Source organism: Nonomuraea sp. NPDC050536, assembly GCF_044457685.1.
Taxonomy (GTDB): Bacteria; Actinomycetota; Actinomycetes; order Streptosporangiales; family Streptosporangiaceae; genus Nonomuraea.
On record NZ_JBITHD010000022.1, the window covers coordinates 95660 to 115557 of the forward strand.

Sequence of the window (19898 nt, forward strand, 5' to 3'; positions counted from 1 at the left end):
CAAATCCGGGAGCGCTCGGTCGCCGCGGGTAGGTAGCCTTTACCTCGTGATTGACCTGCGTACCATCCGTGAGGATCCCGACAGGCTGCGCGCGTCGCAGCATGCCCGCGGCGAGGCCGACTCGATCGTCGACACGCTGCTCGACCTGGACGAGCGTCGCCGTTCCGCGCTGACCTCGTTCGAGTCTCTGCGCGCCGAGCAGAAGAGTATGGGCAAGTCGGTCTCCAAGGCGCAGGGCGAGGAGAAGCAGGCGCTCCTCCAGCGGGCCAAGGAGCTGGCCGCCGAGGTCAAGAGCGCCGAGGCGGAGGCCGAGCGGCTGGCCGGCGAGCTCGACGAGGTCCTCCAGACGGTGCCCAACATCGTGGAGGAGCAGGCTCCGCACGGCGGCGAGGACGACTACGTCGTGCTCGAGACCGTCGGCAAGCCGCGCGAGTTCGACTTCGAGCCCAAGGACCACCTGGAGCTGGGCGAACTGCTCGGCGCGATCGACATGGAGCGCGGCGCCAAGGTGTCGGGCTCGCGCTTCTACTTCCTCAAGGGCGTCGGCGCCCGGCTGCAGCTCGGCATGCTCAACATGGCCATGCAGCACGCCATCGCCAACGGCTTCACCCCGATGATCACGCCGGTCCTGGTCAGGCCGGAGACCATGCAGGGCACGGGTTTCCACGTCGCCCACGACAAGGAGATCTACCGGCTGCCCGAGGACGATCTGTACCTGGTCGGCACCTCGGAGGTGGCGCTGGCCGGCTACCACGCCGACGAGATCATCCCCGCCGACCAGCTCCCGCTGCGCTACGCGGGCTGGTCGTCCTGCTTCCGCCGGGAGGCCGGCTCCTACGGCAAGGACACCCGCGGCATCATCAGGGTCCACCAGTTCGACAAGGTCGAGATGTTCTCCTACTGCCGTCCCGAGGACGCGCACGAGGAGCACCAGCGCCTGCTGGCCTGGGAGAAGGACATGCTCGCCAAGATCGAGGTCCCGTATCGGATCATCGACACGGCGGCGGGCGACCTGGGCATGTCGGCCGCCAGGAAATTCGACTGCGAGGCCTGGATCCCGACCCAGGGCCGCTACCGGGAGCTGAGCTCGACGTCCAACTGCACCGAGTTCCAGGCGCGCAGGCTCGCCGTACGCTTCCGCGACCAGGACGGCAAGCCGCGCCACCTGGCCACGCTCAACGGCACGCTGGCCACCACCCGGTGGATGGTGGCGATCCTGGAGAACCACCAGCAGGCCGACGGCTCGGTCGTGGTTCCCGAGGCGCTGCGGCCCTACGTGGGGCTCGACGTCCTCGAGCCGGTCAAGTAGGCGTCCCGCCTGATCCAGGCTATGGTCGCCGCCACCACGCCGCCCGTCAGCACGACGGCCAGCGTGAGGGCGGTGCCATAGCTCTGTGGCGAGCCCTGTGACCATCCGTGGAACGGCAGGTACACGGTCGCGAACACCAATGGCCCCGCCACCAGCGCCCCGAGCACTGTCCGTAGCCGGGCCCGCCCGGCGGCGGCCAGGCTGACGCAGGTGAGCGCACCGATGCCGATCAGCGCGCCGCCGAGGGCCAGCTTGAGCAGGTCGACCCCGACGACCGACCACTCGGTGGGCGCGGCGTTCACCAGGTACACGCCCACGCAGGTCAGCATCGCGAAGATCGAGTAAGGCGTGTAGAGCCTGCGCAGTCCCGCCCCGACGGTGCCCAGGAGCATGGCCACGGCCAGCCCCCACGCGGCGGTCCGCTCGGGAGCCAGAGGATCGGCGGCCGGGTCACCGTCGGGCGGACCTACCCGCCGCCAGGCTCCGCCCACGTCGCGGACCAGGATCCCGTCGACCCCGTTGGCCACGACCACGATGTGCCCGCCGGGCCTCTCCTGTACGGCCAGCGCCCGCGTCCACGCGCCGCTCCGCCCGCCGGACTCTCTGGCCAGCCAGTCCTTCCTGGACGGCGGCAGCGTCCACGAGTCGTGCCAGGTCCTGCCGTAGTCGTCCGACTCCACGACGGCGAGCTCGCCGGGGAGGATCCGGTAGCACAACCGCTGGGGCAGCCTGGGCACGCAGGCCGCCGAGGCCGGTGGCGGGCGCTGGGCGGTGTCGGAAACCGGCGTCCAGGTCGCGCCTCCGTCCCGGGAGACCAGATCGTCGGCGCCGCTGAGGTAGGCCCTGATCGACTGGCCCTGGATATCGATCGAGTCCACGCTCGGCCGCGGCGCGCCCGAGGTAGCCGTCACCGCCAGCACGGCGAGCGGCACGCCCACCACCGCCCGCCAGCGCGCCGGGACGCTCCTGCCGCGGATCCACCACGACAACCCCAGCGCCGGGAGCGCCAGGAGGTCCGTGGGATCCGCCAGGACGCGCGAGGGACCCGCGACCAGGGTCCACAGGTGGGAGGCGACCTCAGCGCCCGTCTGCGTCGATTTGACGAGCGTGAAGAGCACTCTGTTGAGCAGCAGGACGATCACCGCGACGAGGGTCGCAGGGTGACATAACCACGCATACCTCATATAGAGGTAGATGGAGGAGAAAGATCGCGGGTTCGGCGCGGGTGTGAGTCGACTCACATCTGTGATCCGGCCCCACGAAACGCGAAAGCCCAGAGGCCGCTGGAGGCGGACCCTGGGCTATCTCGCTAACTACAGGTCAGATGGCACGGACCTGGGAGGCCTGCGGCCCCTTCTGGCCCTGCGTGATCTCGAACTCGACCCGCTGGCCGTCTTCAAGGCTGCGGTAGCCGTTGCCGACGATCTCGGAGAAGTGCACGAACACGTCCGGCGCACCGCCGTCCGGGGCGATGAAGCCGAAGCCCTTCTCGGCGTTGAACCACTTGACGGTTCCCTGAGCCATAAAAGCTCTCCCTCAGGATGTGAATCTATGGGACCCACACCTCGTGGGTCCCGGTGTGTCGTACAGCAAGCACCCGGGGTGGCTCAGACAAAGTCATGCTGGTTTTCACTACGGGATCAGCTAATACAACGCCATCACATCTAACACCATTCTGGCGGGTCAGTGTTCCCGTCCATCCGAAGATTTCTTGCTGGCGGCATCACCGGGCAAACTGGAACCTGTTATGAGAAGCCAGCCAGCGCCGCGTCTAGTGGCCACCGACCTCGACGGGACCGCCCTGCGTGGCGACGGATCCGTCTCCCCGCGGACCGTGGCGGCGTTCGCGAAGGTCGAAGATTCCGGAGCTGTACTCGTCTTCGTCACCGGTCGTCCACCTCGCTGGATGAGCGGTGTGGCCGGGACCGTACGGCATCGCGGGCTGGCAATCTGCGCAAACGGCGCACTGGTCTACGATCTGCACACCGAACAGATAGTGGAATCACACCTCATCGCCGTCGAGGTGCTCGAACAGGTTGTCGCTCAGCTTCGAGCGAACATGCCCGGCCTCGCATTTTCGGTCGAGTATGAAGGTGGTTTTGCGCACGAGTCAGATTACCGGTTGAGCGGGTGGGACAGCCGGGCCGTGGGCGGCCTGCGTGTGGGTACGTCGACGCTGACTTCGCGTCCATGCGCCAAGCTGCTGGCCTTTCACCCGTCGATGGACCCGGACGCGCTGCAGACCGCCGTTTGCGACATGGTGGGACATCTGGTGACGCCCACGCATTCGAGCGGCAAAGGGCTCATTGAGATGAGCGCGCACGGCGTGACCAAGGCGACCGCCCTGACCGCGCTCGCCGACGAGCTCGGCATCGACCGCTCACAGGTCGTCGCGTTCGGCGACATGCCGAACGACCTGCCCATGCTGAGCTGGGCAGGTACCTCCTACGCGGTCGCCAACGCGCACCCCGCCGTACTGGCCGCCGTCGACCACGTCACCGCGGCCAACGACGACGACGGCGTCGCGCTGGTGCTCGAGGAGCTCTACAGGTAGGGCCCGGAACCGCCGTGCGGCGCGTCACCCTGCGGCACGCCGGGCAGCGCCCTGCGCATCTGCTCGAGCTGGGCCCGGGCAGCCATCTGCTGGGCGAAGAGCGTCGTCTGGATGCCGTGGAACAGCCCCTCAAGCCACCCGACCAGCTGGGCGTGCGCGATGCGCAGCTCCGCCTCGCTGGGCGGGGTGCCGTTGTCGTCGGTGAACGGCAGCGACAGCCGCTCCAGCTCGTCGACCAGCTCGGGCGCCAGGCCGTCCTCGAGCTCCTTGATGGAGGACTCGTGGATCTCCTTCAACCTCTTACGGCTGGCCTCATCCAGCGGCGCGGCGCGCACCTCCTCGAGGAGCTGCCGGATCATGCTGCCGATGCGCATCACCTTGGCGGGTTGCTCGACCAGGTTCGTGACCGATCGCTCGTCCTCGCCGCTATCGCCCTGATTTCCCTGGAAGTCCGGGCCGACCACCACGATGTGGGGGGTGTTGTTCTCCTCAGCATTCATAACACTCACCGTACTAGCAGGATCTTGCCGACGTGCTCCCCAGAATCGAGCATTCGATGCGCCTCGGACGCCTCGGACATCGGCACTTCCGCGTACACCACGGGACGCATGGCTCCCGCGCTGACCAGGGGAAGCACGTTCTCCGTCACGCCACGCACGATGACGCCCTTCTCGTCGACCGGGCGCGAGCGCAGCGTGCTGCCGTGCACGGAGGCGCGCTTGTACAGCAGCGCCCCGAGGTCGATCTCGGCCTTGCTCCCGCCCTGCAGCCCGATGAGCACCAGCCGCCCGCCGGTGCGCAGCACCTTGAGGTTGCCCGCCAGGTACGGCGCTCCGATGATGTCGAGGATCACATCGACGTCCTCGACCTGCTCGGCGAAGTCCTGCGTCCGGTAGTTGACCAGCTCGTCGGCGCCCAGCTCCTTCAGCCTGGCCAGCTTCTCGTCCGTGCCGGCGGTGGCGATCACCTGCGAGCCCAGCGCCTTGGCCAGCTGGATGGCCGTCGTGCCGATCCCGCTGGCGCCGCCGTGGACCAGCAGCCGCTCGCCCCTGCGCAGCCTGGCCTGCATGAACACCGTGCCCCAGACAGTGCACGCGGCCTCGGGAATAGCCGCGGCCTCCGTCAGTTCGATGCGCTCCGGCGCCGGCATGACCTGCTGCCACGGCACCGCGACCCTCTCGGCGTACCCGCCACCGCCCAGCAGTGCGCAGACGCGATCGCCGGCCTTGAACTGCTCGACGTCCGCGCCGACCTCGGCCACCACCCCCGAGCACTCCAGGCCCGGGTACGGCGGGGCGCCGGGCGGCGGGGGATAGAAACCTAGCCGTTGCAGAAGGTCGGCCCGGTTGACCGCGGAAGCGGTCACGTCGATGAGCACTTCGCCCCGGTCAGGACGCGGATCTGGTACCTCGCGCCACTCCAGGACCTCTGGTCCGCCAGACTCGGCGATCACGATTGCCCGCATGCCAACCACGCTAGCGGGGCAGTGAAGTTGCGGGTTGCCGACGTTCGGCAGAAGCTTGGGCGTTAACCTGCAAGGTATTTGCTACCCCTTTAGACCCACCAGAGGGGGAACACGGTGGCAAGACACGATCGTGAGGAATCTCTCGAGGAACAGCTCGCCTGGCTCGATGCGATCAAGGAGACGGAGGAGGCGCCTATCGCGGTGAGCGCGAAGACGGGCCCTGTCGTCACTGACGACTCCTCCTCTCCTTATCCCAAGGACCCATGGCAGTCCGTTCCGACTGAGCACGACACGCCGACGCCGCCGCTGTTCCGCGCGGCGGTCGATTCGGTGTACGGCACGGCCGCGGCGGAGGAGGTGCCGGAGTCCGAGGCGGAGGCCGGCGAGTGGCTGGACAAGGCCTCACCGCCGGCGAGCCTGGGCAAGGACGACGCCTTCCTGGCGCCGCTCAAGCCGCTGCCCAGGCCCGACGACACGGACTCCTACGTGCTGGGGAGGCTGGAGCCGGACAGTTCGGCGGAGACGCTCGAGAACGTGCCATGGCCCAAGCCGGCCGAGGCTTCGTCGTCCTCGCCGGCGGAGGAGAAGGCGTCGGACTGGCCGTCCCTGGAGTGGCGGGACCCCAAGCCTGAGCTTGACGCGGCGGCCACGACCGAGGAGGTCGCTGAGGAGGCCGTCGAGGACGTCGCCGAGGCGGAGCCGGAATCCGGGGATACCGAGCCCCGGCTGGCGGAGACGTGGTCGTCCGAGTCGTGGTCGTCGGAGTCGTTCTCCTGGACGTCGGATTCCGCCTCGGAGCCGGAATCGGGTCCGGCGCTCGCCGATGCTCCGTCGGAGCCTGAGGCTGCGCCGGAGCCGGCCGAGTCCTGGGCGGCTCCCGCGGTGGTCGAGCCGCCGCGGGTGGCCGAGCCCGAGCCTCCGGCGCCGCGGCGACGGCCCGCTCCCGTGCCCGTCTTCAGCGCGCCGCCGCGGCCGCCGGTGACCGGGCGGCCCACCGCCGACAGCCTCGATCCGGAATCGCTGCTGCGCGGGCGGCGCAACGCGCCCTCCAAGGGCTGGCGGCGCTTGGTCTACAAGGCCTCCGGTGGGTGGATCAAGCCGGGCGAGCCGCCTGAGGTGCGCCGCCGGCGGGAGCTGGTGTCGCGGGCGCGTACCCCGGTGTCCACGGGGCACCACCGCGTCGCCGTACTGAGCCTGAAGGGTGGTGTGGGCAAGACCACGACCACGGTCGGGCTCGGCGCGACGCTGGCGCAGATGCGCGGCGACCGGGTGATCGCGGTGGACGCCAACCCCGACCGCGGGACGCTGTCGGACAAGCTGGAGCTGGAGACCTCGGCCACCGTGCGCGACCTGCTCAACGAGCGCGAGCAGGTCAAGCGGTACGTCGACATCCGGGCCTTCACCTCGCAGGCGCCCTCGCGGCTGGAGGTGCTGGCCTCCGACAGGGACCCGTCGGTGTCCGAGGCGTTCAGTGGTGCCGACTACCAGGCGGTCTCGCAGGTCCTGGAGAACTTCTACTCGATCTGCATCACCGACTGCGGGACCGGGCTGCTGCACTCGGCCATGGGCGGGGTCCTCGGCCTGGCGGACCAGATCGTGCTGGTCAGCTCGGCTTCGGTGGACGGCGCCCGCGCCGCCTCGGCCACGCTCGACTGGCTGGAGGCCCACCACTACGGCGACCTCGTCCAGGACGCCACGGTCGTCCTGTGCAGCGTCAGGCCACGCTCGAAGTCGGCGGTCGACATCAAGAAGCTCGAAGCCCACTTCGCGGCCCGCTGCCGCGCGGTGATCCGCGTCCCCTACGACCCCCACCTGGAGGAAGGCGCCGAAATCGACCTCGACCGCCTCCAGGAAGCCACCAGGGACGCCTACCTCCAACTGGCCGCCTGCGTGGGCGACGCCTTCGCCGCCAACCCCACCTGACCCCCCACCTCACTCATAGCTGAAGTTCTGGAGGTCGGCGAGGACGATGACCTCGCCGGCCGTGGGGTCGTAGCCGAGGATGGGGTCCCTCGCCGAGCCTTCGAACGTCATGGTGACCGGCTTGTGCAAGTGGCGGCCGATCGTGTGGAGGAAGTCGACCAGGACGTTCAGGCGCTCCTGACCCTGGAGTTCGCGCAGGTCCACGTCGAAGTCGATCGCCTTGGCGCCGAAGGGGCGGAAGATCACCAGGACGCCGGGCACCGGCCAGACCCGCAGGTCGGCGTCATCGGCGCCCTTCGCGATCAGGTCGGCGGCCGTCGGGAGTCGCGTCGGGACGTCGTCGCAGAGGTAGGTGTGCTGCCACGGCTGTGACCGGATGAGGTCGAGAAGAGCCTGCCAGTCGGACACGTCCGTGTCCTCGACGATCACGTCTGGTAAGACGCCGTTGATCTCCACGTCGAAGAACGGTTTGACGTCCTCCCAGTGGATCATCGGAGGCAGGTTTCGAACATGGTGGTGAGGCGGTCGACGTCCGCCGGGGTGGCGGGTTCGGGGCCCAGGAGGCGTTTCATGGAGCCGACCCCGAGGAAGAGCGCGGTGGCCAGGCGGGCCCGGGCGTGGGCGTCGGGGGCGTCGATGAGGGCCGAGAGCGGCTTGATGACCGCGGTCTGGAGGCGGTCCCTGACCAGGGCCTGGATCTCCGGATCGCCGGCCGAGCGCTCCAGGGCCCGCAGGATCGGGCTCTCCGGATCCGCCTGCATGCGTTCCGCGGCGTACTCCGCCAGGCGCCGCGGCAGCCCGTCCGGGTCGCCGTCCAGGACGCGCCGGATCGTGGCCTCGCCCTCGAGGACCGCTCCGAACAGCCCGGCCTTCGAGCCGAAGTAGCGCCCGACCAATGCCAGGTTGGCGCCGGCCGCGGCGGCGATCTGGCGCACGGTGACCTGTTCGTAGCCGTACTCGGAGAACAGCGCGCGTGCCGCCTCGAGCAGCCGCTGCCGGGTGGCCTCGCGATCGCGCGGCCGCACCTCCGTCACCTGGGCCTCCATGCCCCGAACTCTAATCGACGAAATGCCTGTCAACCGCGTACGACAGACCACTTGCCGCGCGGCTAGTAAACGGGCGTATACTCAACGGGTAGTAAAGAATCAATTAAGGGGATGTGGTGTCTTGGTAGCCCAGACACATGCCGCAGCCCCCGCGAGGCGGCAGTACACCCACCGGGAAATCCTCGAGGTCATGTCCGGGCTGATGCTCGCCATGCTGACCTCGATGATCTCCACCTCGGTGGTCGGTACGGCGTTGCCGACGATCGTCGGGGAGCTAGGCGGCCAGGACCAGTACTCCTGGGTGGCGAGCGCGACCATGCTCACCATGACGGTCTCGACGCCGTTGTGGGGCAAGCTTTCTGACTTGTGGGGCAGGAAGCTGCTGTTCCAGTCCGCCCTGGGGTTGTTCGTGGCGGCTTCGCTCGTGGCCGGTCTGTCCCAGAACATGGGGCAGCTCATCGCCGCGCGAGCCGTACAGGGTCTGGGCGTGGGTGGTCTGTCGGCCCTTGCTCAGGTGATCCTCGGCGACATCGTGCCGCCGCGGGAGCGGGGCCGGTACTCCGGCTACATGGGTGCCGTGTTCGGCATCTCGACGGTGGCCGGGCCGCTGCTCGGCGGGTTCATCGTCGACACCGACTGGCTCGGCTGGCGCTGGTGCTTCTACGTGGTCGTGCCGTTCGCGGTGGTCGCGTTCGCGGTGATCCAGCGCGTGCTGCGGCTGCCGAAGGTCAAGCGCAACACCTCGATCGACATCTGGGGCGCGACCACGATCACGGCCAGCGCGAGCGCGCTGATGCTGCTGTTGACGCTCGGCGGCAACCAGTTCGAGTGGAACTCGTTCTGGACCTACTTCCTGGGCGCGGTCAGCCTGCTGATGCTGGCGCTGGCCGTACTGGCTGAGCGCACGGCGCGCAACCCCATCCTGCCGCCGAGGCTGTTCCGCAACCGGACGTTCGTGCTGACCAGCGTCGCCTCGCTGTTCGTCGGCATGGCGATGTTCGGCGCGATGATCTACCTGCCGCAGTACCTGCAGATCGTCAAGGGGCTCAGCCCGACCGAGTCCGGGTTGATGACCCTGCCGATGGTGGTCGCCCTGTTCCTCGCGGGCGTCATCTCAGGAAAGATCGTCACCCAGACGGGCAAGTGGAAGATCTTCCCGGTCGTCGGCCTGCTGATCGTGGCCGTCGGACTGTTCCTGCTGTCGCGGCTGCACGTCGACTCCAGCGAGTGGCTGATCGGCGCCGACGTGGCCGTGCTCGGCATCGGACTGGGCCTGTCCATGCAGATGCTCATCCTGGCCGCGCAGAACGGCTCCGAGATGCGTGACATGGCCTCGACCACGTCGGGCGTGTCGTTCTTCAGGTCGCTGGGCGGTGCGGTGGGTGTCGCCGCGTTCGGCGCCATCCTCACCAACCGGCTGAAGGACGAGATCACCGCCATGCTGGCGGCCGCTCACATCAAGGTGCCCGGCGGCGGATCGGTCAAGCTCGGCAGCCCGGACGCCATCCAGCACCTGCCGGGACCGATCAAGCACATCGTTCTCGAGGCGTTCACCCGGGGCCTCGAGACCGTCTTCCTGGTGGGCGTGCCGATCGCGCTGCTGGGCTTCGTGGCCACGCTCTTCCTCAAGGAACTCCCGCTGCGCACGAACCAGGCACCCGCGCCCGGTCCCAAGCCGCTCAGCAAGGACGACATGGTCCTGGCCGGGCTGCTGCTCGAGCTGATCTCTCAGCGCATCGAGCGGATGAACGGCAGGCCGTCCGCGCTGCTGTCGGCCGTGGCCGGAATGGCGCCCCCCGACGACCGCTCGGAGCGGGAACGCGCCAGGACCGTGGCGCAGACCGTGCTCAGGCCCACGTCACGCGCGCTGATCGCGCAGGCCACGCCACCACACAAAGACCTCGTCTCAGGAGGAGTCGCACAATGATTCGCAAGTTCGTGGGCGGTGTAGCGGCTGCCCTGGCGCTCATCGCCGGGCTGTGGCTGATGATCGCTCCGTTCGCGCTCGGGACGCAGCCCGAGAACGGCGACTGGATCGACATCACCAACTCCGAGTTCTGGACCGGGCTCGGCATCGCGGTGGTCGGCCTGATCGGGGTCGTCGCCTTCGTCTCGGCCATCTACGAGGACCTGCTCAACCGCGGCCTGGTGACCAGGCGTGAGCGCCCGGTCGAGCAGCCCGAGCCCGCCCCGGCAGCCGCTCCCGCCGGCGCGTCGTCGGCCGAGCTGGCCAGCCTGCTCGCCCCGCTGGTCGAGGCGCTGCGCGAGGACCTGAACAACGCCGGCCGCTCCGGCGAGCACCGCCAGAACGGCACGGCCCCCCTGGTGGGAGTGGAGGAGAACCGATGAAGGCCAAGCTGGGCGTATCCGCCCTCGTCCTGCTGTTCCTCGGCGGCCTGTGGATGATCGCCGCGCCGTTCGCCGTCGGCTACCAGCCGCGTGGCGCCGCCTACGTGGACGCGACGATCAACGACCTGTGGCTCGGTGGCATCCTCGCTGGCGTGTCCTTCGTGGCCCTGGTGGTCTACGCCGCCGACGCGCTGCGTGAGCTGGCCAACCGCGGCAAGCACGTCGCCGACGCCTGACCCTGCAAGGACATGCCGTGCACAGCGGTGGCACCAACTCTCAAGGGGAGCGGCTGCCCCTGCCCAGGGGGCAGTTCGAGATAGGCAAGGACGGCGCCGGCCTGCTCGTGGTCGGCTTCGACGGATCGGGCCCGAGCCGCAACGCCCTGGCGTACGCGGCCGGGCTCGCCCGGCGGGACAACGCGGAGCTGATGATCGCGTTCGTCGAGTCGATGACCAGCGCCACCCTCTGGTTCTTCGCCGGCTCTCCGATCATCCCCGACACGGCCGCGGACCTCACCGAGGATCTGCGGGACGAGCTGAGCGGCGTGGGCGTCCCGTGGCGGTTCGTCAGCGTTCGCGGCGACACGGCCAGGGAGCTCGAGACGCTGGCCAGCGCCTGCATGGCGGACGCCATCGTGGTCGGCAGGTCACGCTCGATGTGGCACAACCTCGGCGGCTCAGTGGCCGTCGGGCTGGCGAAACGCTCTCGCCGTACCGTGCACATCGTGCCGTGACCTAGGCTGGCCTGGTGAAACGTACTGCCGCCATGTCGTTCGTGCTGCTCGCGTCCGTTTCATGCGCCTCCGGCGGGGAGCCGCCCGCCCAGGGCCAGGCCGTGACGGCGCCGACCACCCCGCCGCCCCAGACGCACGCGAGCCCGGCACACCAGAGCCCGACGCCGTCCGCTCCGCCGGCGTTCACCGCGAAGGTCGCCAAGGTCTCCCGCGCCCACCTGCCGTACTCGTGGAAGCCCGGCTGCCCGGTCCACTACCAGGACCTGCGGCTGATCACGATGACCTACTGGGGCTTCGACGGCAAGGCGCACACCGGCGAGATGGTCGTGCGCAAGACCGTCACCGACGACATCGTGACGGTCTTCAAGAAGCTGTACGGCTGGCGCTGGCCGATCCGCCGGATGGAGCTGGTGGACGTCTACAAGGGCGACGACTTCGACTCGATCGAGGCGGACAACACCTCGGCCTTCAACTGCCGGTCCGCCACCGGGTCCACGCACTGGTCGAATCACGCCTATGGCGAAGCGGTCGACATCAACACGATTGAGAACCCGTACGTCACGGCGAGCGGCAGCACGGCCCACAAAGCCTCGAAGAAGTACACCGAGCGCCCCATGAAAGGCAAGGGTGTAATAAATCCGGACGACAAGGTGGTCCGCGCTTTCGCCGCCGTCGGCTGGGAATGGGGCGGCACCTGGTCAGGCGCGAAGGACTTCCAGCACTTCAGCAAGGGCGGAGGCTGACACAATCGGATGATGGCGGCCAAGGACGGCGACGGTTGGACCGAATGCGCGCTCGGGCATCGGCACTGGGGTGTGCACGGGGCTTCCGGGCTGCTTGCCGTACATCACGATGAGAGCGGCACCCCGCACGTGCTGATGCAGAAGCGGTCCTGGTGGAGCCATCACGGCGGCACCTGGGGGCTGCCGGGCGGAGCGCGCGACAGCCACGAGGACGCGGTGGCGACGGCGCTGCGCGAGGCCCGCGAGGAGGCCGCGCTGCACGGCGACGGGCTGCGCGTGCTGGGCGTCTATCTGGACGATCACGGCGGGTGGGCGTTCGAGACGGTCATCGCCCAATCGCCCGAGCGGTTCCCCGCCAAGCCCGCCAACAGCGAGAGCTCCGAGCTGCGGTGGGTGCCGCTGCCGGAGATCGCGCGCAAGAAGCTGCACCCCGGCTTCGCCGACTCCTGGCCGGACATCCAGGAGATGCTCAGGCCCGAGACCGTGGTGCTCGACGTGGCCAACATCGTCGGCGCGCGGGCCGAGCACGGCTGGTGGAGCGACCGGCACGGCGCGGCGACCAAGCTGCTGCGCGAGGTGGCCCGGCTGCGCCTGACGCATCCCGTGCTCGACCAGTGGTATCCGCGCATCGTCGCGGTCGTGGAGGGCGCCGCCCGTGAGGCGACCGCGCCGGAGGGCGTCGAGGTGGTCGCCGCGCTGGGCAGCGGCGACGACGCGATCGTCGACGTCGTACGGCAGGCCAGGACATGGGAACACGTCCGCGTCGTCACCGCGGACCGCGGCCTGCGGGATCGGGTCACCGAACTCGGCGCGGAAACCGTGGGTCCCAAGTGGTTGCTGTCACAGCTGTGAGACGAACAGCGGCCTGAGCCCCGTCACGTCCAGGACCCGCAGCAGCACCCCCTGCACGCCCGTCAGCTGCAGCGAGCCGCCGAGCCCGGACAGCGCCCGCTGATGCTCGACCAGCACCCACAGCCCGCTGGAGTCGCAGAACGCCAGCCTCGCCGCGTCGACGACGACCTCGACGCAGCCCTCCTCGGCGAGGCCCGCCAGGCAGGTACGGAACGCCGGGGCGCTGACCTTGTCCAGATCCCCCTCGAGACGCACGAGCGCCGCCCGAGGGGCTCGCTCGACCTCGACGCAGAGATCCGTCATCTCCTGAACGTACACCGAGGGTCCAGGGGCCGCTATCGTGGTGTGCGCGCTTGGAGGGTTCGCATAGTGGACGAGTGCAGCCGCCTTGAAAGCGGCCAGGTCAGCGATGGCCTCAAGGGTTCGAATCCCTTACCCTCCGCCTCTCTTTTTCGTTGAGCCCGGCCCGGCAAGTGCTCAGGAGAGCAACTGCTTCAGCGGCAGCGGCCGCTCGGCCACGTACCGAACGAATCCCGACGGTCGCCACACGTATGCCGGGGGCACGCGCAACAGTGACGTTTGAAGGTCCGTGAGCGGGCCATGCTGTCCGTAGGGGGGAGATCAGAGTGACAGCACTGACAGCGGAGACCGTCGCCCGCCTGCCCGAGGGTGTGGCGGTCCCCTCCTATGACCGGTCACGGCTCACGGTCGGCATCGTGCACTTTGGCGTCGGCGGCTTCCATCGCAGCCATCAGGCGATGTACCTCGACCGCCTGATGAACGAGGGCAAGGCGCACGACTGGGCGATCTGCGGTGTCGGCGTCCTGCCCGGCGACGCCCGGATGCGCGATGCCCTGGCCGCGCAGGACGGCTTGTACACGCTGGTCGTCAAGCATCCGGACGGAACCCGCGAGGCCCGCGTCATCGGCTCGATCGCGGAGTATCTCTTCGCCCCCGACGATCCGGAAGCGGTCATCGAGAAGATGGCGGACCCGGCGGTGCGCATCGTCTCGCTCACCGTCACCGAGGGCGGATACAACATCCATCCCGTCACCGGGGCCTTCGACGCCGAGTCCCCCGCGATCCAGGCGGACCTGACGCCCGGCGCGGTGCCCGCCACGGCTTTCGGGCTGGTCACCGAGGCGCTGCGCCGCCGGCGCGACCGCGGGATCACGCCGTTCACGGTGATGTCGTGCGACAACATCCAGGGCAACGGGCATGTGGCGCGGCGCACGTTCTCGGCGTTCGCCCGGCTGGTCGACCCCGACCTCGGAGACTGGGTCGAGAACACGGTCGCCTTCCCCAACTCCATGGTCGACCGCATCACCCCGGTCACCACCGAGGAGGACCGCGGGGCCCTGGCCGAGCAGTTCGGCATCAGGGACGCCAGGCCCGTCACCTGCGAGCCGTTCACGCAGTGGGTGCTCGAGGAACGCTTCCCCGGCGGACGCCCGCCCTTCGAGGAGGCGGGGGTCCAGCTCGTGGCGGATGTCGAGCCGTACGAGCTGATGAAGCTGCGCCTGCTCAACGCCAGCCATCAGGCGCTGTGCTACTTCGGCTATCTCAGCGGCTACCGGTACGTCCACGAGGCCGCCACCGACCCCGCGCTCGCACAGCTCCTGCGCGACTACATGGACCTCGAGGCGACGCCGACGCTGCGCCCCGTGCCCGGCGTGGACCTCGAGGCGTACAAGCGGACCCTCATCGAGCGGTTCGCCAACCCGGAGATACGTGACACGCTGGCGAGGTTGTGCGCCGAGTCGTCGGACCGCATCCCGAAATGGCTGCTTCCCGTGGTGCGCGAGCAGCTGCCCCGCGGCGGTCCGGTGACCCGAGCGGCCGCGGTGGTGGCCAGCTGGGCGCGGTACGCGGAAGGGGCCGACGAGGCCGGTGAGCCGATCACGGTCGTCGACCGGCTGAAGGACCAGCTGATGGCCACCGCGCGCACCCAGCGTCGGCGGCCCACGGCCTTCATCGAGAACCGTGAGCTCTTCGGCGACCTCGTCGACGACGAGCGCTTCGTCGAGCCGTACCTCCAGGCGCTCGAGTCGCTGCACACCAAGGGAGCCCGCGCTACGGTGCGGCAGCTCGTGGGCTGAGCCTGGTGTACTGGTCCCTGATGACCGGGCGGTAGTCGGGCGCGGGTTCGGCCGCGATGGACACCTTCCAGCGCGGGCGCTCGCCGGTGAGCACCCAGGCAGCCTGGACGGCGGCGCCGTCCGCGACGTACTCGCCGGGCTCGGGGACGACGACCGGCGGCTCGAACGTCTGGGCCGCGATGCGCTGCACCGCGGCGTTCTGGGCCGCCCCGCCGATCAACAGCACGCGGGCGCTTTCCACCCCCTGGCCGCGGACGGCTTCGAACCCGTCGGCCAGGCCGCACAGCATGCCCTCGATCGCCGCGCGCGCCAGGGAGGGCCGGGTCGTCGAGGCGAGCGTGAGCCCGAAGAGCGTGGCCGTGGCGTCGGGCAGGTTGGGCGTGCGCTCCCCTTCGAAGTACGGCTGAAGCACCAGGCCGTTGGAGCCCGGAGGGGCTTCGAGGGCGAGCCTGCCGAGCTCGTCGTGGTCGACCTCGAGGATGCGTGTCACGGCGTCGAGGACGCGGGCCGCGTTCAACGTGGCGATCAGCGGCAGGAACAGGCCGCTGGCGTCGGCGAATCCGGCGACGGTGCCCGTCTCGTCGCGCGTCGGGTGACCGGTCACGGCGAAGACGGTGCCGCTGGTGCCGATGGAGACCACGACGTCGCCCCGGCCCGCGCCCAGGCCGAGCGCCCCTCCCGCGTTGTCGCCGGCGCCGGGGCCGACGACGGTCGGGATGCCGGCGACCGTACCGGCGCGATCGGAAGGCCCGAGGACGCGCGGCAGGATCGCGGCGTGCCCCAGCGCCCGCCCGAAGAGCTCGAGATCGTAGTCGCCGGTGACCGGGTTCCAGTAGGCGGTGCCGCTCGCGTCGGAGCGGTCCGTCACGAGCGCGTCGAGGTCCGGCCCGAGGGGCGAGGAGCCGGCTGGGCCGTAGCCGCGCAGCCGCCAGGTCAGCCAGTCGTGCGGCAACGCGACGGCGGCCACCGCGGCGGCGTTGTCCGGCTCGTGGTCGCGCAGCCAGCGCAGCTTGCTGGCCGTGAACGAGGCCACGGGCACGGTGCCCGTCCGCCGGGCGTAGTCCTCGGCGCCGACCTCCGCCACCAGGTCGCGGGCGGCGGCGGCCGATCGGGTGTCGTTCCAGAGCAACGCGGGCCTGATGACGCGGCCGTCGGCGTCGAGAGCGATGAGGCCGTGCTGCTGGCCGGCTATCGCGATCGCCGCGACGTCGTCGAGCCCGCCGGCTTCGGCGATCGCGGCCTGCAGGGCCTCCCACCACCGCGCGGGATCCACCTCTGTGCCGGGCGGATGACCGGCCCTGCCGGAGCGGACGAGCCGCCCGGTATCGGCGTCCCGAATCACGACCTTGCAGTTCTGGGTCGACGAGTCGACGCCCGCGACCAATGTCATCGCTGCCTCACGCGCGAGATGCTCTGCAACGCTCCTGACCAGCGAAAACCAAAATATCACATTATTTGTGAGAAAATCTCACATATGCGTTTACTTTGATGTTTATACGAGAAAACCTGTTTTCATTGCTCTTACCTGCCGCGGAGCCGGGAGGTGCGGTGGACAGTGGACGAACAACCAAGCAGGCGTGACGTCCTCCGTGGCGCTCTGGCAGCCGGGGCCGCGCTGACCCTCACCGGGAGCCTCAGCTCCTGCGGATCACGCCCCGACGCGCCGCGCGCCATGAGCGGCGGCGACCAGTGGCGCCAGTTCCAGGGCGCCACCTTGAACTTCATCTCGGAGAACACCGCTCCGACCGCGGCCATCGCCGCGGACCTCAGCCCGTTCACCAAGCTGACCGGGATCAACGTCAACATCGTGACGCTCGAGCTGACCGCGCTGGTCCAGCGGGTCGCCCTGGACCTGGCCTCGGGCCGGGCCCAGTACCAGGTGATCTACGCCGACCCCTACCAGGTGCTCGCGCCGTACCACAAGGGGCTGGTGGACCTGCGCACGATGCAGGCCGATCCGAACCTGCCCGACCTGCCCGGCGGGGTGGGGGACTTCATCCCCGCCCAGCTGGACGCCGCCGGCAAGTTCGTCGATCCCGAGTCGATCTACACGCTGCCGTACGACGCGCCGACGATGATCTGGCAGTTCCGGCAGGACCTGTTCACCAAGTACCACGACCGCATGGCCCACGACCTCGGGTTCGACCCGACACCGAGCGGAGAGCGGACGTGGGACGAGTACTACAAGATCGCCGCGTGGTTCGACAAGAACGCGACGGCGGACGTCAAGTACGGCACCGGCCACCAGGCACGCCAGCACGACTCGCTGATGAACGACTTCAGCAACGTGCTGTGGTCCTACGGCGGCGCCTACTTCGACCACGGCAAGGAAGTCGGGCGGCTGGGCGCGGTCGACCCGGGCCCGTGCCGGCTCGACTCCGACGCCGCGATCGCGGGCGCGGAGTTCTACAACCGCCTGCTCGCCATCGCCGACCCCGCTTCCAAGACGTGGGACTGGGACGGCGTGGGCGCCGCCTTCCGCGGCGGCCGGCTGGCGATGTGCCCGAACTGGCATGAGTTCGCGGCCAGCAACGAGCAGGTGATGCCGGGCAAGGCCGGCTATTCGCCGCTGCCCAAGGGCCCGGCGGGCACCGCGAACATGTACGGCGGCACCGGCGTGGGCATCAGCGCGAACACGCTGCCCCACGAGCGTGGCGCGGCCTGGCTGTTCATCGTGTGGGCCACCGCGCCCCAGACACAGCTGGCCAACCTCAAGAGCAAGGCAGGCGGTGGCACCCCGACGCGCACATCCGTCTACGAGCTCCCCGAGGTGCGCGCCGCCGAACACCGGCCGTCGCAGATGCCCAACATGCTCACGGCCGCCGCCGTACGGCAGGCCTGGCAGCCCGACAAGATCGGCCTGCGACCCAAGATCCCGATGTGGAACGAGTGCAACACCGCGATCTTCACCGGGCTGTCCCGGATGCTCACCGGAGGCACGTCGCCGGAGGAGACGATGCGCTCGATCAAGGCACGGGTGGACACGATCGTGGCGCGAGGGTGGGTGGCTTAGATGGCGCACCGTGCGGTCTCGACACCGGTGGTCGGCCAATACGCCAAACCCGTGGCCCACGCACCCAAGAGGCCGCGGATCGGCTTCGAAGGCAAGATGATGACGCCCGGCCTGATCCTGCTGGCCTCGCTGTCGATTCTGCCCTTCTTCGCGCTGATCGCGATGAGCTTCTCCCGGGTGCGGCTGCTGGGTGGGGTGAATCTCAACTGGATCGGGCTGAACAACTGGGCTCGATTCTTCACCGACGGCGACCTGTGGATGGCCTGGCTTCGCACGATCGTCTACTTCGTGCTCACGGTCGGGCTGGAGATGTGCCTGGGCGTCGGCCTCGCCCTGCTCCTGTGGCGGGTGCTGCGCGGCCGCAACATCCTGCTCAGCCTGCTGCTGCTGCCGATGTTCGCGGCGCCCTCGATCGTCGGCCTGCTGGGGCGCTACCTCACCGACTCGACCTTCGGGCTCTACGCCTGGATACTGCACGGCTTCGGCTATTCCGGCGACATCCTCGGCACACCTGTCAGTGCCTTCGCCGCCGTCGTGCTGATGGACGTCTGGGAGTGGACGCCGCTGATCGCCCTGATCACGCTCGCCGGCCTGTCCGGCGTGTCGCAGTCGGTGCGCGAGGCCGCCGCCGTCGACGGCGCCAGGGGATGGATGACGCTGCGGTACATCATCTTCCCCGCGATCTCCAACGTGCTGCTGGTCGCGCTGCTCATCCGCTCGATGGACGCGGTGCGCTACTTCGACATCATCTGGGTCACCACCGGCGGCGGGCCCGCCGACGCGACCAAGATCGTGCCGGTCCTGCTGTACGAGACCGCGTTCCGCTTCTTCAACCTCGGCTACGCCGCGGCCATGGGCCTGGCGCTGCTGGCCTTCTCGATCTTCATCGCCCGCACCTTCGTCCGGCTGCTGGACGTGAGGGGGTTGACCCGATGAGTACCGTCACCGCCGCTCCGCGAGGGGTGCCGCAGTCGCCGCTGGAGGAAAGCAGCCGCCGCACGCGCTGGATCGTGGCGATCCTCCTCGTCCTGGCCATGCTCTGGACGCTGGTCCCGCTCATCTGGATGCTGATGTCGTCCTTCAAGAACTCCACGGACGTCACCGCGGCCACGCCGGTGTTCCTGTTCCAACCGGTTCTGGACAACTACCGCAACCTGTTCACCGGGGCGAACAACCTCTGGCCTTACATCTGGCACAGCGTGCTCGCCGCCGGGATCTCCGCGATCCTGGCGGTCAGCCTGGGCGCGCTCGCCGGATACGGCCTGGCACGGACCGCGATGCACGGGAAGCGGCACCTGTCCTTCTGGATCATCTCCACCCGTATGGCGCCCATCGCCGCCATCGTGCTCCCGCTGTTCCTCATCTTCCGCGGGCTCGGGCTGATCGACTCGATTCCCGGGCTGGTGCTCGCCTACCTCACCTTCAACCTGCCGTTCGCCATCTGGTTGATGAGCGCGTTCTTCGCCGAGGTGCCGCCGTCGCTGGAGGAGTCGGCGCTCGTCGCAGGCTGCACCCGCTGGCAGGCCTTCTGGATAGTCATCCTGCCGCTGACCAAGTCGGGGCTGGTCACCACGTTCATCCTGTGCCTGGTCTTCGCCTGGAACGACTACGCCTTCGCCGTGGTCTTCTCCGGGCCGAACTCCCAGACGCTGCCCATCGCCGCCTCCCAGCTGGTCACCCAGACCGGCGTCGACTGGGGCCAGCTCGCCGCCATCGGGACGATCGTGGTCGTGCCGATGATGCTGGCCGGCCTCGCCGTACGCAAATGGCTGGTCACCGGGCTGACCCTCGGTGCCGTGACCGGAGAGTAGG

At 69.2% G+C, this 19898-nt stretch carries 21 protein-coding genes and 1 tRNA gene; 14 read left to right on the top strand and 8 right to left on the bottom strand.

What is annotated here, in order from left to right; all coding sequences use genetic code 11:
* Positions 1-46: 46 nt before the first annotated feature.
* Positions 47-1309 (top strand): serine--tRNA ligase, encoded by a 1263-nt coding sequence (gene serS, locus ACIBHX_RS42420; RefSeq protein ID WP_397073407.1) that lies wholly within the window; start codon positions 47-49, stop codon positions 1307-1309.
* Here serS and ACIBHX_RS42425 read toward each other — a convergent pair.
* Both ACIBHX_RS42425 and ACIBHX_RS42430 read right to left on the bottom strand, forming a co-directional pair.
* A complete protein-coding gene (locus ACIBHX_RS42425) occupies positions 1273-2451 on the bottom strand; it encodes a sialidase family protein (RefSeq protein ID WP_397073408.1) in 1179 nt (392 codons plus the stop codon). The genes serS and ACIBHX_RS42425 overlap by 37 nt on opposite strands.
* 178 nt (positions 2452-2629) lie before the next feature.
* Positions 2630-2833 carry a cold-shock protein gene (locus ACIBHX_RS42430; protein ID WP_043619750.1) on the bottom strand — a complete coding sequence of 68 codons (204 nt, stop codon included), beginning with the start codon at positions 2831-2833 and terminating at the stop codon, positions 2630-2632.
* 250 nt (positions 2834-3083) lie between these two features.
* On the opposite strand from ACIBHX_RS42430, the gene ACIBHX_RS42435 reads away from it, so the two are divergent.
* Entirely contained in the window at positions 3084-3863 is a 780-nt protein-coding gene (locus ACIBHX_RS42435; protein ID WP_397073410.1) for an HAD family hydrolase, read from the top strand.
* On the opposite strand, the gene ACIBHX_RS42440 is transcribed toward ACIBHX_RS42435, so the two are convergent.
* Together ACIBHX_RS42440 and ACIBHX_RS42445 are read right to left on the bottom strand one after the other, a co-directional pair.
* On the bottom strand, positions 3854-4363 hold the full coding sequence (locus ACIBHX_RS42440) for a bacterial proteasome activator family protein (protein ID WP_397073412.1): 510 nt from the start codon (positions 4361-4363) through the stop codon (positions 3854-3856). The genes ACIBHX_RS42435 and ACIBHX_RS42440 overlap by 10 nt on opposite strands.
* A 5-nt stretch (positions 4364-4368) precedes the next feature.
* A complete protein-coding gene (locus tag ACIBHX_RS42445) occupies positions 4369-5328 on the bottom strand; it encodes an NAD(P)H-quinone oxidoreductase (RefSeq protein WP_397073414.1) in 960 nt (319 codons plus the stop codon).
* Between the two features lie 114 nt (positions 5329-5442).
* Between ACIBHX_RS42445 and ACIBHX_RS42450 the strand changes: the two genes are divergently transcribed.
* Entirely contained in the window at positions 5443-7251 is a 1809-nt protein-coding gene (locus ACIBHX_RS42450) for an AAA family ATPase (RefSeq protein WP_397073415.1), read from the top strand.
* Between the two features lie 9 nt (positions 7252-7260).
* Here the strand turns inward: ACIBHX_RS42450 and ACIBHX_RS42455 are convergent, their stop codons facing one another.
* Complete coding sequence (locus ACIBHX_RS42455; protein WP_397073416.1) at positions 7261-7743, bottom strand: hypothetical protein; 483 nt, start codon at positions 7741-7743, stop codon at positions 7261-7263.
* A complete protein-coding gene (locus ACIBHX_RS42460) occupies positions 7740-8297 on the bottom strand; it encodes a TetR family transcriptional regulator (protein ID WP_397073418.1) in 558 nt (185 codons plus the stop codon). The genes ACIBHX_RS42455 and ACIBHX_RS42460 overlap by 4 nt, the downstream gene beginning before the upstream one ends.
* Before the next feature lie 121 nt (positions 8298-8418).
* Between ACIBHX_RS42460 and ACIBHX_RS42465 the strand changes: the two genes are divergently transcribed.
* Genes ACIBHX_RS42465 through ACIBHX_RS42490 form a run of 6 tightly spaced genes read left to right on the top strand, consistent with a single transcriptional unit; the run spans position 8419 to position 12974 of the window.
* A complete protein-coding gene (locus ACIBHX_RS42465) occupies positions 8419-10224 on the top strand; it encodes an MDR family MFS transporter (protein WP_397073419.1) in 1806 nt (601 codons plus the stop codon).
* Positions 10221-10646 carry a hypothetical protein gene (locus tag ACIBHX_RS42470; RefSeq protein WP_397073421.1) on the top strand — a complete coding sequence of 142 codons (426 nt, stop codon included), beginning with the start codon at positions 10221-10223 and terminating at the stop codon, positions 10644-10646. The genes ACIBHX_RS42465 and ACIBHX_RS42470 overlap by 4 nt, the downstream gene beginning before the upstream one ends.
* On the top strand, positions 10643-10882 hold the full coding sequence (locus tag ACIBHX_RS42475; RefSeq protein WP_397073422.1) for a hypothetical protein: 240 nt from the start codon (positions 10643-10645) through the stop codon (positions 10880-10882). The genes ACIBHX_RS42470 and ACIBHX_RS42475 overlap by 4 nt, the downstream gene beginning before the upstream one ends.
* A gap of 17 nt (positions 10883-10899) precedes the next feature.
* Entirely contained in the window at positions 10900-11379 is a 480-nt protein-coding gene (locus ACIBHX_RS42480) for a universal stress protein (RefSeq protein WP_397073423.1), read from the top strand.
* A gap of 14 nt (positions 11380-11393) precedes the next feature.
* Positions 11394-12122 carry a M15 family metallopeptidase gene (locus ACIBHX_RS42485; protein ID WP_397073425.1) on the top strand — a complete coding sequence of 243 codons (729 nt, stop codon included), beginning with the start codon at positions 11394-11396 and terminating at the stop codon, positions 12120-12122.
* A gap of 12 nt (positions 12123-12134) precedes the next feature.
* Positions 12135-12974 (top strand): NUDIX domain-containing protein, encoded by an 840-nt coding sequence (locus ACIBHX_RS42490; RefSeq protein ID WP_397073427.1) that lies wholly within the window; start codon positions 12135-12137, stop codon positions 12972-12974.
* On the opposite strand, the gene ACIBHX_RS42495 is transcribed toward ACIBHX_RS42490, so the two are convergent.
* Positions 12963-13277, bottom strand: a complete 315-nt coding sequence (locus ACIBHX_RS42495; protein WP_397073428.1) for an STAS domain-containing protein — start codon at positions 13275-13277, stop codon at positions 12963-12965. The genes ACIBHX_RS42490 and ACIBHX_RS42495 overlap by 12 nt on opposite strands.
* Positions 13278-13329: 52 nt before the next feature.
* Between ACIBHX_RS42495 and ACIBHX_RS42500 the strand changes: the two genes are divergently transcribed.
* Both ACIBHX_RS42500 and ACIBHX_RS42505 read left to right on the top strand, forming a co-directional pair.
* A tRNA-Ser gene (locus tag ACIBHX_RS42500) sits at positions 13330-13416 on the top strand.
* Between the two features lie 184 nt (positions 13417-13600).
* A complete protein-coding gene (locus tag ACIBHX_RS42505) occupies positions 13601-15073 on the top strand; it encodes a mannitol dehydrogenase family protein (RefSeq protein WP_397073430.1) in 1473 nt (490 codons plus the stop codon).
* On the opposite strand, the gene xylB is transcribed toward ACIBHX_RS42505, so the two are convergent.
* Complete coding sequence (xylB, locus tag ACIBHX_RS42510; protein WP_397073432.1) at positions 15048-16463, bottom strand: xylulokinase; 1416 nt, start codon at positions 16461-16463, stop codon at positions 15048-15050. The two genes, ACIBHX_RS42505 and xylB, sit on opposite strands and share 26 nt — an antisense overlap.
* A 165-nt stretch (positions 16464-16628) precedes the next feature.
* Here xylB and ACIBHX_RS42515 point away from each other — a divergent pair, with 165 nt between their 5' ends.
* The 3 genes from ACIBHX_RS42515 to ACIBHX_RS42525 are packed head-to-tail and all read left to right on the top strand — an operon-like array spanning position 16629 to position 19897.
* Entirely contained in the window at positions 16629-18086 is a 1458-nt protein-coding gene (locus ACIBHX_RS42515; RefSeq protein WP_397073433.1) for an extracellular solute-binding protein, read from the top strand.
* Positions 18087-19022, top strand: a complete 936-nt coding sequence (locus tag ACIBHX_RS42520; RefSeq protein ID WP_397073435.1) for a carbohydrate ABC transporter permease — start codon at positions 18087-18089, stop codon at positions 19020-19022. It begins immediately after the preceding gene.
* Entirely contained in the window at positions 19019-19897 is an 879-nt protein-coding gene (locus ACIBHX_RS42525) for a carbohydrate ABC transporter permease (RefSeq protein WP_397073436.1), read from the top strand. Before ACIBHX_RS42520 ends, ACIBHX_RS42525 begins: the two co-directional genes overlap by 4 nt.
* Position 19898 lies beyond the last annotated feature (1 nt).

What these genes read in the sequence shown, in the direction of transcription:
- ACIBHX_RS42470 (WP_397073421.1), top strand. Translation starts at nt 10,221, where the DNA reads ATGATTCGCAAGTTCGTGGGCGGTGTAGCGGCTGCCCTGGCGCTCATC.
- ACIBHX_RS42525 (WP_397073436.1), top strand. Translation starts at nt 19,019, where the DNA reads ATGAGTACCGTCACCGCCGCTCCGCGAGGGGTGCCGCAGTCGCCGCTG.
- xylB (WP_397073432.1), bottom strand. Translation starts at nt 16,463, where the DNA reads ATGACATTGGTCGCGGGCGTCGACTCGTCGACCCAGAACTGCAAGGTC.
- ACIBHX_RS42520 (WP_397073435.1), top strand. Translation starts at nt 18,087, where the DNA reads ATGGCGCACCGTGCGGTCTCGACACCGGTGGTCGGCCAATACGCCAAA.
- ACIBHX_RS42460 (WP_397073418.1), bottom strand. Translation starts at nt 8,297, where the DNA reads ATGGAGGCCCAGGTGACGGAGGTGCGGCCGCGCGATCGCGAGGCCACC.
- ACIBHX_RS42455 (WP_397073416.1), bottom strand. Translation starts at nt 7,743, where the DNA reads ATGATCCACTGGGAGGACGTCAAACCGTTCTTCGACGTGGAGATCAAC.
- ACIBHX_RS42430 (WP_043619750.1), bottom strand. Translation starts at nt 2,833, where the DNA reads ATGGCTCAGGGAACCGTCAAGTGGTTCAACGCCGAGAAGGGCTTCGGC.
- ACIBHX_RS42490 (WP_397073427.1), top strand. Translation starts at nt 12,135, where the DNA reads ATGGCGGCCAAGGACGGCGACGGTTGGACCGAATGCGCGCTCGGGCAT.
- ACIBHX_RS42445 (WP_397073414.1), bottom strand. Translation starts at nt 5,328, where the DNA reads ATGCGGGCAATCGTGATCGCCGAGTCTGGCGGACCAGAGGTCCTGGAG.
- ACIBHX_RS42495 (WP_397073428.1), bottom strand. Translation starts at nt 13,277, where the DNA reads ATGACGGATCTCTGCGTCGAGGTCGAGCGAGCCCCTCGGGCGGCGCTC.
- ACIBHX_RS42440 (WP_397073412.1), bottom strand. Translation starts at nt 4,363, where the DNA reads ATGAATGCTGAGGAGAACAACACCCCCCACATCGTGGTGGTCGGCCCG.
- ACIBHX_RS42475 (WP_397073422.1), top strand. Translation starts at nt 10,643, where the DNA reads ATGAAGGCCAAGCTGGGCGTATCCGCCCTCGTCCTGCTGTTCCTCGGC.